Below are 12,759 nucleotides of genomic sequence, written 5' to 3'. Positions count from 1 at the left end.
AGGTCTGGACCAGTCTAACGGGCGTGATCTGAGCTGGTGAACTAAACGACCTTTCCATCCCAACTCGGAGAAGCCAAAGAGTACTAAAGCCTACTATAGAATCAGAGAACGTCTAGAGGTCCTTCTCAGACTCGTCTCTTTTAGCTACTCTCGAGGCTCGAGATTTTCCACTGTAGCCTTAATTGCTAGGGTTTCCCGCGCGAAAACCCATCTGATAGCGGCAAAGAAAAGCACCGCGCTAGTTGCCAAGAAACCGATCTCGTAGCCATATATCTCCACCACTGCACCGATCAAAATTGGGCCTAGAATGGCACCAAAATCAGAGCTCATTTGGTAGGAAGCGAGAACTTTGCCCCCTGCACGGTCGTTGCCGATCAGATCGGCCAAGCTCGCCTGCATCGGCGGGTTGTAGAGACCGGAACCCACACCAGCTAGGACCGAGAGCGCGATGAGGTGGTAGATATCTTCGGTTAGTCCGAATGTCGCAGTGAATGTGGCGGAAACGAATAAACCTACAATGATTAGCGGCTTACGACCGTGGCGGTCAGCTAGACGCCCCGAGAACTGCAGAGCGAGGGCATTCCCGACCGCATAGGCCGCCAAGATGACCCCAGCAAAAGCTGGGCCTTGGTGGAATACGGTGGCAGCAAAAAGCGGAACGATGGCGATGCGCACTCCAAAATTGGCCCACCCGTTAGCGAAGGAGGCGATAAGGGCCGCCCGGTAAGTATTCAGTCGCACAGCTTCTTTGGGGCTGAAAGCTGGTTTTGATTCGCTCGTAGGGGTGGCCTCACCAATATTTTTAGGTAGCCGCAGGTAAACAATCAATGAGGCTAGCGATAGAAATACTCCATAAATGACAAAAGGCCAGCGCATTCCGAGGAAAGAGAGGGCGGAGCCAGCTAGTGGGCCCAGGATCGAACCAAAGAGGAAGCCTGAGGCATAAGCGCCCGAACAGCGCCCGCGAATTTCAGGAGGTGACAGTTTAACCACCAGACCCATTGCGGAGACTGTGAACATAGTAGAGCCAAAACCCGCGAGACCACGCAGCGCAACAATATGCCAATACTCTTGAGCAACCCCTACCAAGGTAGTAGTCACGGCAACACTGAGAAGCCCTGAAATATAGATGGTGCGCGATCCAAGAGCATCAACGAGTCTGCCGGCAAAGGGAGCGAAAATGAGGCGGCTGATAGCAAATACAGAGATGACGAATCCAGCCGCGGCGGTACCGACATTGAAGCTGGTGATGTACTGCGGCAGGATCGGGGATATAAAACCAAAACCTAGTGCGATAATAAACGCAGCCGCAACGAGAGTTTTAATCGATCCAGGTATTTTCGTGGTCGGCTCCTCAGCCACGACTATCCGCTCCTTCTTCTCACGATCGGGGTGATGTTGATCAACCCCATCATCCTAGTCCTGTTTCTCCCATTCGTACCGTACGCACAGATGCATAGCTTTCCACTCGATGAATGAAGCGCTTATCATGGCTGGTTATGATCACCGCCGGCGGATCCGGCTGCGACAAGGCGCGGTGGAGAAGCTGGTGGGCTACTGGTTCTTTTGATATTAAGTCCTGATCTGGTTCGTCGAGCAGAATGACGTGAGCGCCCGAATGGAGGGTTCGGGCAATCTGGGCGAGACGCAGGTCTTCCGCACTGAGATCGAGGGGGTGCGTATCACGTGTGGCTGTTGTGGGATTCGGGGCACCTGCGAGAAAATCCGAAAGAGTGATTTCGAGGACTTGGTCGACTGGATGCTGTACTGCCATAGCAACCGAGTGATCTCGCTGTTGCGTCGCAAGTTCGAGCAAGCACGTCGTCTTTCCGCTCCCATTTGCTCCACTTAGGTACACCACCTCACCTGGGATGAGCTCAGCGAAGGGTATGTGGGTGCTAAAGGTAACCTCTGCGGGCCGAAATAAGCGGCGACGAGTGCGGGTCGCAACACGTTGAGCTACCTTGATCGGCCAATATGTCCCCGGAAGGGGTGAGGTAACTGTTTCAAGCTCGAGTGGACTCGTAGGTGCTTCAGCTATGAAGAGGTGCACTTGCCCTGGGTATGAGTGCAGATACTGTTCTAAGAGCGTGCGGGCTTTGTGGTCGAGACCGCGGTAGGGGGATTCAATAAGGATGGTAGGAAACCGCAGAGCTAAAGTGCTTGCGATAACGACAAGCCGCACTTGACCCGGGGAAAGATCAGCTGGATTTCGCAATCGAAGCAGCTCAAGCCGCAGTGCCGCGATGACCTCATCGACCCGAGCCCGCATGGATGCCCGATCAATTCCTCGCTGCTCCAGCGGAAAAGCGATCTCTTCCTCTACACTTTCGCGCAGCAGACTAAGGTGAGTTGAAGCCTCGCTTTGAATAATCCCCGTAGTTCCATCTGGCCGGTAGTGATTCAGAGCAGAGCCCTTGTGATGTTCAATCACGCTCATAGGACCCCTCCGATCATTGCTGCGATGATAACTGAAGGACGGGCGATCTTTTCCCACCATGGATCCCGCTCAGGGCAATAAACACTGCGTCTGCCTGCTAGATCCACACCGAGTGCGTGAAGGGCAACTTCTCTCTCCCCAGCGCGGTGAAGAAGCTGCATAATGAGAGGGAAAATATAGAATTCAACCACCATAAACGGGTGCCGCCACGAAGCTCTGCGGCCTGCCAAAGTGTTGGTGGTTATCACCGTCTCCAGTACGTGGCGGGCGAATGGTAAGAATTGGAGGGACTGCGTGATAAGGAAAGTAACCGAGTGGTGAATACGTGTGAGCTGCATGGCCTTGTTCAGGCGAGCTGGGGTAAAGAAACTAAAAGCCGCCACGGCGCTAGCCATAAGAGCGGCAAAACGCACACTAAGATGAAGAGCGATAGTCCCACCGTCGCGGGTGATCAACGGTGCTATGGACTGCTCACCAAACGGAATATGAATTATTGCGATGGATAAAGCTACTGGGGTCACGATTGTGAGGACAGCCCCGAGGGGTCTGAGACTCACGGTTTTTAGGCACGCAGCAGTAAGAGCGATAGCACAGACAAGAAGAGAAATTCTTAGGTCATTGCCCCCCAAGACAAAAATCCACGTAGCTGCGGCGAAGCTGAGAGTGGTAAGTGGATTAATCATGGAACCTACCGAAGTGTCGGGGAAATGGATGGCGTGAGAGCGGAGGCTGGCAGACGCTTGACGCAACGCCAGGCGATAAGAAAAACGAGCGCCTTATCGAGTGGATCAGAAAGAAAAGATTGCCACGTCACGGCTGCAAGGAGGGAATTCCCCATTTCCCGGAACAATGCTACTACTGCCCCTGTACCCACGCCCGCAGTGCCACCATAAACAACGGCCGCCACTGGTGCGGCGAGTGTCGCAGAGATGATGCCGACCCCGACGCCGGAAATTGTAACCTTGACACTATGGTTCCCTATCCCTCTAGCGAAGGCTAACCCCGCAAGTAAACCAATGAGTCCTGATACTGCAGCGAAAGGTAAAGCTGCGGGATTAATAAGCGCCCAGACAACGCTGCTGAGAACCCCCGTAGCGAGTCCCGCTACGGGACCTGCAAGGATGGCGACCATGACCGTCCCAATAGAGTCTAAGTAGAGTGGGATACCTACAGCACCGAGAAGTTGACCGGTAATGATATTGAGCGCCAAGGCCATGGGGATCAGCGCTAAGGTTCGTGAGCTCAGTCGCGGAATAGATGCCGCAAGGAGGAGAAAAGCACCACACACATAAGCCACAAAGGTTATAAGAGCCGGAGAGGAACCAAATACCGAATCCCACTGCGTCGGACGGGCAAGAACCAAAAATAACCACGTGGCCCCAATAATCCCACCCCCAAGGGTGCCTAAAAGAAGAGATGAACGCGGGGCCGCTAACGCCGATTGCATAGGTGACATGAAAATCCTTAGTCCCTCTGCCTTCATAGAAGACAGACCAATGGATCCCTGCTATGTCACCTCGCAGGGATAGAAAGAACGATCCTATCCTAGCGCAGGTTTCGACAACTTAGCCAATACCGTCAACACTCGCTCAAACTCTTCGTGCGCAGCATCAATATCCACGCTTTCGACAAGGCGAACCGACGGATCTCTCCCCCAATGCCCACGCAGATCCGCTACCGTTGTCCCCCGCATCATGCCCTCACACTCAACATCCACAGTGCTCAGCCTCCAAGTGGTTTCCACCTTACCTAGGGCAACCATCACAGTGAGCAGATCGTGGACCTGAGCCAGATACCCCTCACCCTGAGCCTCGTGAAATTCGAAATAGAAACGCAAGGCCTCTCTCAGCACCTTGGCAATGGGGTGCGAACCCACAATCTCACCATAGCGATCCAGTCGCTGCGGGGTAATAACCATCTGCTCAGTGACACCAAGCGAACACACAGTCACCCGCTGGTCTCCGGGGGCCAGAGCAAAAACATCTTTAGCAGCATGCGGATCAACCCAGGTATTCCACTCAGCAGTAGGAGTCGTATTACCAGGATAAAAATACGCCCCGCCCATAATCGTCACCGTGCTCGGCCATGGACGATCGGCCAACCACGTAGCAAGATTCGTCGCAGGACCAGTCACAATCACATGCGCACAAGAATCGACCGATTCTTCAGAGATGAGATCGGTTAACGACTTGAAAAGACTCAAGTGGCACACCAACCGCAGGCAAAGAGGCACCTCATTCCGCTGCTGCTTATAACAGTGGTTAGGTGAAGCCCAAATCTCCCGCACGTTTTCAGCCTACAACTGCTATAGATGGAGATGCGCTTTTACAACCGGGCTGCTTGCTCAGATTCCAGTGCTTGATACTTCCATCTCAACTCTTCACTTATGACGAATCCTGATAAGTTCAGCAAGAATTGTTGTGAAGTTCCCTTCCAATGGGTCAGATTTTCGGAACTGATCTAGATGGACTCCCATACATCTAATCCAGCCACCTGAAGTGTTCGAGGGCCCCAGCAGGTTTCTCAAGTAAGAAGAAACATCAAAATAGAGAAAATTAAGATAATCGAAAAGTTATTGCCTCAAAAGCGGGAAATGCCTACCCGCTTGTATCGGATCTCTTTTGTCACAACCTAATTCATTCTCTTATACAAATATCGAAGTTTTCGATACCAGTTCTTTCGAGACATAACAGGAAAAGTTCCGGGGCCGCTATCATATAGGTGAGATTTCCTCCACCATAACTGATAGGATTTGGAGACCAAATATTGATCCGATACATACTCCGATAATGATTCTTTAAGATAGCCTAAGCACTTTTCATCTCTCGATCTGAGAGACCACGCGCAAATACCCATGACTAGCCAGAGAATAGAAAGTAGTAGGAGTGAGAACAGTCCCAACCGCGGTAGCGCCTCCCAGTGGTTCTTTATTAGGGTAAATGGGCCTATCTCGCCTTCTGCCAAACCAGGCGGTTTTGAGACAGCCGTCATACTAAAAAAGAACGCTAGGAGGGGATATAGCTTTAAGTAAATCGGAGAACTAGTTTCAAAATCTTCGGTATAAAGGCTGGAATAATCGTGCCTAACTGACCTCATATTTAAAATCGTCCGCTGCAGGCGATTCCTCTGTGGACCTCGGCCCTTTATCTGGACACCCCCAGCGGTAATTCGAGCGAATTTAATTTGCGAGATTGGCTTGTCGGAGGTCAGACTGGTGATCAGCTTCACAAAATGACTATTTTTCAACAGCTCTGCGATCTCCACTCTATATGCAGGATAAAAGGCATAGGGGAGGTCTGACTTGTCGCTAACATGATTGGATTTGAGAAGAATCTTCGACCAAAACCTTCTTGGCCAATATTCATAGAAAGAAATAAACAGAATCAAAAAAAGCAGTGATATAATAAACAAAAGAAGAAAATTGAATACTCCCAAGACAGGCTCAGAACCAAAGAAAATCGAACAGATTAAGCTCCAAATACATGCAGAAGCGGAGACAGCGAGAGCGGCTAAAAAGCCATTATAAAGCATCAGATGCATTTCTACTACTTTTGATCTAGCCATCCAGATTCCCAGAAAAAGCGTACTGCCGTACGCTTTAGTTCCAGTTTGCGAACCCATATAGTCCAGTAGAGCTTTTCCTATGAAAAAGCGACGGAAGTCGACGCCACGTATCACCCAGTAAAGTAGCGAACTAAATATGAGTATAGGTATCCAAATATAAGTAAACCAGTTCTCTAAACCGTGCACATCACTAGGAAAGGATGTCTGCGAAATTTTCAAAACTGGAACGGACAGGATGGGAAAGACAAGCACTATACATACAATCAGTCCAAAATGGACTCTGTAGTTGACAGGGAATACAGCACCTATCAGGCTACGAGCCTTGTGAATTTTATACCAATTACGCTCAAGGATAAGGTTTTCGGATATACTGTAGTCTGCATCGCGTAGGAAGTCATGGTTCAGAGGCGCAGGTCCAATCAGCGCATCGTCTCGCCGATCTCTATTCAGATTATGCAAAACCGACTTGTAGAAATACGCCACCCCTGAAAGCAAGATCGATAGCACCGTTTTAATCCAGTCAAGGTTGTTAATCAGCTCACCCCAAATTACAAAAAAACTTGGACTCACATCCGCCGCTGCTACCAAGGGGTGATTGATGGTATCCCAACCCATTGCTGCCGCTCGTTGGTTAAAAATTTCCATAAAACCCCATTCCTCAAATTTTGTCAATACCGACTAGATTTGCACTCTTAGACTACGGAACTGTAAAGCTTATCCCTGTAGTAAGGTGTGACTGCGCTTCAATTTATTCAATCACACCGCTGTGCATTTCGCCTGGCGATAAGAAAAACGAGTGCCTTATCGAGTGCATCAGAAAGAAAAGATTGCCACGTCACGGCTACAAGGAGGAAATTTCCCATTTCCCGGAACAGTGCTACTACTGCCCCAATAATCCCACCCCCAAGGGTGCCTAAAAGAAGAGATGAACGCGGGGCCGCTAACGCCGATTGCATAGGTGACATGAAAATCCTTAGTCCCTCTGCCTTCATAGAAGACAGACCAATGGATCCCTGCTATGTCACCTCGCAGGGATAGAAAGAACGATCCTATCCTAGCGCAGGTTTCGACAACTTAGCCAATACCGTCAACACTCGCTCAAACTCTTCGTGCGCAGCATCAATATCCACGCTTTCGACAAGGCGAACCGACGGATCTCTCCCCCAATGCCCACGCAGATCCGCTACCGTTGTCCCCCGCATCATGCCCTCACACTCAACATCCACAGTGCTCAGCCTCCAAGTGGTTTCCACCTTACCTAGGGCAACCATCACAGTGAGCAGATCGTGGACCTGAGCCAGATACCCCTCACCCTGAGCCTCGTGAAATTCGAAATAGAAACGCAAGGCCTCTCTCAGCACCTTGGCAATGGGGTGCGAACCCACAATCTCACCATAGCGATCCAGTCGCTGCGGGGTAATAACCATCTGCTCAGTGACACCAAGCGAACACACAGTCACCCGCTGGTCTCCGGGGGCCAGAGCAAAAACATCTTTAGCAGCATGCGGATCAACCCAGGTATTCCACTCAGCAGTAGGAGTCGTATTACCAGGATAAAAATACGCCCCGCCCATAATCGTCACCGTGCTCGGCCATGGACGATCGGCCAACCACGTAGCAAGATTCGTCGCAGGACCAGTCACAATCACATGCGCACAAGAATCGGCCGCCTTTTGCCACAACTTTCTCCACGCAGCGGGAGCGTTTTCGAGGGATATCCCTGGGTAGGACGACTCCGCGGGCTTCGAGGTCTCCGAAACATCTGTGATGTATCCAAGCCCGCGGGGACCATGCGTTTCTGGGGTGGTGACCAGATCAACTACCACGGGTTGATGCTGCCCAACCGCTATGTCGACCCCTTCGACTCCCACGCGGGACAAAATATACGCGCTATTTTCAGCACATAGGTCAGCCTCTGCATTACCGGCAGTGGTGGTCACTGCCCGCAATTCGATCTCACCTGCTCGGTGTAAAGCTCCGAGATAGATCAACGCTAGAGCATCATCGATACCAGTATCACAATCAAGGAGAACCCGAGGAACAGATCTGAGCGCGTAATTCATACCTTAAGCCTATGGCCTACTCGTTCTAGCTCACAAGGAAAGTATGAATCCTAGTAGTTGGGAGCGTCGGGATCGTCGATATCTTCAACCTCTGCTTCTACTTCTGCTTCGATATCATCGTCATCTACATCGTCGACTGGATCAGTAGTGTCGTCTTCTCCCAGTTCATCCTCGTCGTATTCATAGAAGAAATCATCATTATCATCGTCGTCTTCGCCGAAAAGATCGTAGACCTCTGGCTCGTCGTCCTCGCCTTCGAGAGCTCCTAGTTGCTCTTCCCAAGCCTCAGCTTGATCGGCGGCAAGCGAGATAACGTCGAATAGTCGATCGAAGTCTACGAAGGACCCCAGTTCCAACACTTCTTTATGCTGATCAACTACCGCGTCGAGGTAATCTTCGAGGAGTCTGGAGATTTCATGTTCGGGAAGATCTGAGTTTTCGGCAAATTCGAGGAAAGAATTAGTGGCGTGGTCGAGAGTATTGCCAAATCCGGCACCCACAGTGATAAAGGCCACGGCAGCTGAGGGAAGGCCGCCTTCAACAGAGAAATCGACGCGCACCAATCCACCGTCTGTCAGAGGAGCCCAAACAGCGTTCTCTTCCTCGGGGTCTTGTTCGAATTCGATATCTTGTACGCGCTCATCCGCACCCTCCATAAGGTCGCGCATTACGGTGATGATACTATCCGTCGCAACGTTTTGAGCGATAGTGTCCACAGCATCCTCGACGGAGAACACTACGGAAGTGAGCACAGCGTCAAAGTCATCATGGTCATCGGCGGTGGCTATATAAACATTGGCGGCGGGCATATGGGGATCGATCTCCACAAACTGAACTTCTAGCTCCGAGGAGATAGGAACGAATAGGATGTCATTGTGGACTCTGGACTCAATGCCTTCAGCGTCAAGTGCAGCTGCGATATCTTCAAAAAATCTCAACGATTTTGTCCTTTACCTCGATTAACTCGAAAAGGGTGAGCGGCACCCACCTCCAGATTAGCGCTAAACAGGCATCTTAGCCGCCAAAAGTCTGCATATTTTGAGCGCCAGCTAGAGTGATCTGCGGCTCAGCCTGCACCACTGATGCCTTTTCTGCCCCTTTTAAGGGTCGACGGTTAGAAGAACTGCGCACTTGCAACGATGGCGGCATCGCGTTGCGCTCGAGGTCTCTTAGGGCACGATACGCAATAGTCAGAATGCGGGGAGCGATAGATCATGCAGCAGCTACTGCGATATGCAGCAAGAAATTCGGGCTCCTGTTTGGTGGTGAGATCCAACGGGACAACGTCCTCGTCAACAACGTCAACAAAGTGGGGTCTCGGAATTTTCACCTCAGCAACTTCGCATATACCTCGGTGGAGTTCTCGGGCGATATGCAGTGCCTTTAATTGCTCAAACTCTTCATTACCGGCGCTCATGGCTGGTTGCACAAGACCATCTGCAACGATCGCCCATAAGGGCGCTGGCCGCATTGCATAAACTTCACAGAGCTTGTTAATTAAGGGTTTGAGATTGCTCGCTAAGTGACGGGCGGAAGCAGCGTAGGACTCTGCTGGGTTCTGGGGTCGGAAACCAAACCAATACGTTGAATCTTCGCGTCTAAAAAGTGTGCCGGTCCTCAAATCAAGATCAATGATATCGTCGCCGTGGATCATCGCTGCAACTGCTGGATTACACACCGATCCCATGAGGGAAAAGAGCCAGATCCTAGCAGCATGAGAGTGCTTAGCCACCCCATATTCCTGCTCGCTTTGAGAGATCGCTGCGGTAATAATCGACTCATCGCACAGATCATCTGGGCTCATAATTAGTGCTTCGTCAGACGGCTCTACACTAATGGCATAGCGTGGGGTAGCCGAGACTACCTGGGCCAGAGATCCAGCTACACTCACAGGTTTCTCCTTTAGAATTACGAGGCTCTTGATAAGAACAAAGCACTCGTGGCCAACGACCTAAAAAATCAGAGATGCCTCATCATTATCCTTCGTAAAAATCCTAGTCGAGGACTCCAAAAACCGCAGTGTCCTCGACTTCGCCTTACTTTTATCCGCTGATTTCCGGGAGCCTTATCTTTAAGGAACTCTCGAGTCGATATCACCTACAGTGGACGTATGGATTCCACTCGTACATTGACAGTCAACCGTGAAACTACCTTGTGTATCTCCCTAGCAGCACGCCCATCCAACCACGGTGTGCGTTTTCATAATTACCTTTACCGTCGACTCGGATTGAATTTTTCTTATCATGCCATTGCTCCTCAAGATATTGATCACGCAGTGGCAGGAATTCGTGGGCTTAATATCCGTGGAGCTGGGATATCTATGCCGTATAAGCAGGCTGTAATTGACCTCATTGATTCCCTCGACCCATCAGCCGAACGTATTGCGGCAGTCAATACCATCGTTAATACAAATGGGCATCTGCGTGGCTATAACACCGATTATCTTGCGGTCTCTCAGCTGCTTCGCACCCACCACGTGGATCCCAGCCTGAAGGTGAGTATCTGCGGAGCCGGCGGGATGGCCAAAGCTGTCGTAGCGGCTCTGGCTGACCACGGATTCGAGGCTTCACGGTGCACTGTGGTCGCTAGGCGTGCTGAAAAAGCCAAGGAGCTGGCCGAGAAATATCGGTGGTCTTACGCTACGAGGGTCCCGAGGGATCAGGATATGCTCATCAATGCCACTCCCCTGGGCATGGAAGGCCCGCACCGCCAACAGTCTGCCTTCGACCACTCCGATATAGCTCGGGCGGCAGTGATTTTCGATGTCGTGGCTCATCCTAGTGAGACACCCCTTATTCGGGCAGCTCGCGGGTCGAGCCCAATATCTCCGCGGACGGTTATAACCGGCGACGAGGTCATTGCCTTGCAGGCGGCGGCGCAATTCACACTCTATACTGGGGTAACTCTCGATCCCGAGCTGGTTAACGAAGCCGAAGCTTTTGCTCGTGGAAAAAAATAGCCCCACTATATAGCCTCGTAGATTTTCTGGGCTCGTAGGATGAACGTACCCGAGAATAATTGTAGCGGAGGTGCTCAATCTAAAAGATTTTGTGCTCCGCGGATCTTGGTTCACCTCTACACTCCCTCAGGGCTGCACCACGAACGGTATTGGGCCGAAGATTGTGCTATGGGCCTATCCCAAGCTTCGCATCGTTTAAGCGGGATGACAATGGTCTGTAGGCCTAGCGATGAGGCAGCTGAGCGGAGGTACTATAAGACAATATTGATCATCCTATTAGGGAGACAGGTTCAGATGCCCTCGACTCATATCCGTCAAGCGACCAGCGCCGATCTTGAGCGCGTCACCGAGCTTTTTATTGCCTATCGCGCTTTTTATCGGCGCTGCGACGATAAGGAGCAGGCGCGCTCATTTATGACCGAACGCTTTGAGCGTGGCGATTCACTCATTCTCGTAGCCGAAGATGACACCACGGTGTGCGGTTTTGCCCAAGTGTTCTATCACTTTTCTTCCCTCCAACTCCGCACAATTTTAACGCTGAATGATCTATTCGTTGATCCGCAGTACCGCAATAACGAATCGGGGCGCAAGCTCGTCGACCGCGTCATCCACGTCGCCACTGCTCAGGGTGCCTATAGCGTGAGAATTGAAACGGGTACCAATAATATTATCGCCCGCGGGCTTTACACCTCCCTCGGTTTCGTAGAAGTTGATCATGACGATGAGTTCATGGTGCTAGAGCTCGTGCTGGAAAAGTGATAACCGAGTCTGGTAGGCGCGACATAAGCGCGAGCATTTACTGCGAATATACGGGCAATTGAGCGCGATGGATAGCTTCATACTAAAATTGCGAACACATCAATAGCTCTTAGTTTGTCTACTCTGCCGCAGAGGTATTGTGCCCCTCAAATATCGCTGCGAAAAGCGATACCAGCATTGCTGGGCGAGAGGTAGATACAACCCCGAATGGTCTTGAAAGGATCACCCGTAAATATATGTCTCCCGAATTACAACACACCCACGACCGCGATCTCGATAGAACATCCGATTCTGCGGATTCCACCCACGAGTTACTCAGCGATCTCTCTGAAGCCGATCGCGGCCCCATGGCCACTGTGTTGGTGACAGTTCTCGAAAAAGTTTCCGGAATGACCAGCGGAGTGCTGACGAATTATGTGGATAATCTCCGCGAAAAGAACCCGGAGTTTAACAACCACGATATTCAGAAAGCATTGGATAAGAACTTCTTGCGAGCGGTTACTGGCAGTGGCGCGAGCGCTGGTATGGCCTCCGCGATCCCGGGTGTTGGTTTAGTGGTGGGGTCGGCTGCGATTGGGGCCGAGAGCTTCCTTTTCCTAGATTTTGCGGCCTCCTACGCTCTCTCATCGGCTTATGTGCGCGGTATCGATATCGATTCACCCGAGCGTCGGCAAGCGATAATTTTGGCCGCGGTTCTCGGTTCGGAAGGCAATGCCCTCACCGATGCTACGTTCGGCGGGGCCTCTATTACCCAGGTAATTAAGGGTGCCAATGCTCAGAATATGGGCTACCTCAATAAGATTATGATGCGCAGCGCTGTAAAGAGGCTCCGGAAGTCAGCTCTATTTTCGTGGATCGGGAAACTGCTCCCCTTAGGTGTCGGCGCCATGATTGGTTCAGTGGCTAACCGCAAGCTAGGGCGCAAAGTCATCACCCACGTCGAAAGTACCCTAGGCACCATCTAAGCCTTGAGC

13 protein-coding genes are annotated in these 12,759 nt (G+C 51.2%); 3 read left to right on the top strand and 10 right to left on the bottom strand.

The window, feature by feature from the left end; genetic code table 11:
* Window positions 1–144: 144 nt before the first annotated feature.
* The 10 genes from N7326_RS05285 to N7326_RS05240 all read right to left on the bottom strand — a co-directional run bounded on the left by N7326_RS05285 (window position 145) and on the right by N7326_RS05240 (window position 9,958).
* Window positions 145–1,368: an MFS transporter gene (locus N7326_RS05285; RefSeq protein WP_396124746.1), complete on the bottom strand. Its 1,224-nt coding sequence runs from the start codon at window positions 1,366–1,368 to the stop codon at window positions 145–147.
* A 43-nt stretch (window positions 1,369–1,411) separates the two neighbouring features.
* Complete coding sequence (locus tag N7326_RS05280) at window positions 1,412–2,440, bottom strand: AAA family ATPase (RefSeq protein WP_263088279.1); 1,029 nt, start codon at window positions 2,438–2,440, stop codon at window positions 1,412–1,414.
* Entirely contained in the window at window positions 2,437–3,123 is a 687-nt protein-coding gene (locus tag N7326_RS05275; protein ID WP_263088278.1) for an energy-coupling factor transporter transmembrane protein EcfT, read from the bottom strand. The genes N7326_RS05280 and N7326_RS05275 overlap by 4 nt, the downstream gene beginning before the upstream one ends.
* Before the next feature lie 5 nt (window positions 3,124–3,128).
* Entirely contained in the window at window positions 3,129–3,896 is a 768-nt protein-coding gene (locus N7326_RS05270; protein ID WP_396124927.1) for an ECF transporter S component, read from the bottom strand.
* An 84-nt stretch (window positions 3,897–3,980) separates the two neighbouring features.
* Window positions 3,981–4,643, bottom strand: coding sequence for a nucleoside hydrolase (locus N7326_RS05265; protein ID WP_263088277.1), 663 nt, complete (start codon window positions 4,641–4,643; stop codon window positions 3,981–3,983).
* A gap of 428 nt (window positions 4,644–5,071) precedes the next feature.
* Window positions 5,072–6,649, bottom strand: a complete 1,578-nt coding sequence (locus tag N7326_RS05260; protein ID WP_263088276.1) for a hypothetical protein — start codon at window positions 6,647–6,649, stop codon at window positions 5,072–5,074.
* 107 nt (window positions 6,650–6,756) lie between these two features.
* Window positions 6,757–6,969, bottom strand: a complete 213-nt coding sequence (locus N7326_RS05255) for a hypothetical protein (RefSeq protein ID WP_263088274.1) — start codon at window positions 6,967–6,969, stop codon at window positions 6,757–6,759.
* 84 nt (window positions 6,970–7,053) lie between these two features.
* Window positions 7,054–8,067, bottom strand: a complete 1,014-nt coding sequence (locus N7326_RS05250) for a nucleoside hydrolase (protein ID WP_263088273.1) — start codon at window positions 8,065–8,067, stop codon at window positions 7,054–7,056.
* Between the two features lie 50 nt (window positions 8,068–8,117).
* A complete protein-coding gene (locus tag N7326_RS05245; protein ID WP_259158318.1) occupies window positions 8,118–9,005 on the bottom strand; it encodes a hypothetical protein in 888 nt (295 codons plus the stop codon).
* Between the two features lie 176 nt (window positions 9,006–9,181).
* Entirely contained in the window at window positions 9,182–9,958 is a 777-nt protein-coding gene (locus N7326_RS05240) for a (2Fe-2S)-binding protein (RefSeq protein WP_259078045.1), read from the bottom strand.
* Between the two features lie 219 nt (window positions 9,959–10,177).
* Here N7326_RS05240 and N7326_RS05235 point away from each other — a divergent pair, with 219 nt between their 5' ends.
* The 3 genes from N7326_RS05235 to N7326_RS05225 all read left to right on the top strand — a co-directional run bounded on the left by N7326_RS05235 (window position 10,178) and on the right by N7326_RS05225 (window position 12,750).
* Window positions 10,178–11,026: a shikimate 5-dehydrogenase gene (locus tag N7326_RS05235; RefSeq protein WP_263088272.1), complete on the top strand. Its 849-nt coding sequence runs from the start codon at window positions 10,178–10,180 to the stop codon at window positions 11,024–11,026.
* Window positions 11,027–11,320: 294 nt separating this feature from the next.
* Window positions 11,321–11,785, top strand: coding sequence for a GNAT family N-acetyltransferase (locus tag N7326_RS05230; RefSeq protein WP_259078049.1), 465 nt, complete (start codon window positions 11,321–11,323; stop codon window positions 11,783–11,785).
* Window positions 11,786–12,021: 236 nt separating this feature from the next.
* Window positions 12,022–12,750, top strand: coding sequence for an EcsC family protein (locus N7326_RS05225; protein WP_259078051.1), 729 nt, complete (start codon window positions 12,022–12,024; stop codon window positions 12,748–12,750).
* Window positions 12,751–12,759: the final 9 nt, after the last annotated feature.

The organism is Corynebacterium sp. ES2794-CONJ1, assembly GCF_025660615.1.
Taxonomy (GTDB): Bacteria; Actinomycetota; Actinomycetes; order Mycobacteriales; family Mycobacteriaceae; genus Corynebacterium.
Note: the sequence above shows the minus strand (reverse complement) of the source record. Positions and strands in the feature narration are given on the sequence as shown.

Excerpts from the sequence above, each read along its gene's own strand:
- N7326_RS05280 (WP_263088279.1), bottom strand. The coding sequence starts at position 2,440 with ATGAGCGTGATTGAACATCACAAGGGCTCTGCTCTGAATCACTACCGG.
- N7326_RS05275 (WP_263088278.1), bottom strand. The coding sequence starts at position 3,123 with ATGATTAATCCACTTACCACTCTCAGCTTCGCCGCAGCTACGTGGATT.
- N7326_RS05270 (WP_396124927.1), bottom strand. The coding sequence starts at position 3,896 with ATGTCACCTATGCAATCGGCGTTAGCGGCCCCGCGTTCATCTCTTCTT.
- N7326_RS05260 (WP_263088276.1), bottom strand. The coding sequence starts at position 6,649 with ATGGAAATTTTTAACCAACGAGCGGCAGCAATGGGTTGGGATACCATC.
- N7326_RS05255 (WP_263088274.1), bottom strand. The coding sequence starts at position 6,969 with ATGTCACCTATGCAATCGGCGTTAGCGGCCCCGCGTTCATCTCTTCTT.
- N7326_RS05250 (WP_263088273.1), bottom strand. The coding sequence starts at position 8,067 with ATGAATTACGCGCTCAGATCTGTTCCTCGGGTTCTCCTTGATTGTGAT.
- N7326_RS05235 (WP_263088272.1), top strand. The coding sequence starts at position 10,178 with ATGGATTCCACTCGTACATTGACAGTCAACCGTGAAACTACCTTGTGT.
- N7326_RS05230 (WP_259078049.1), top strand. The coding sequence starts at position 11,321 with ATGCCCTCGACTCATATCCGTCAAGCGACCAGCGCCGATCTTGAGCGC.
- N7326_RS05225 (WP_259078051.1), top strand. The coding sequence starts at position 12,022 with ATGTCTCCCGAATTACAACACACCCACGACCGCGATCTCGATAGAACA.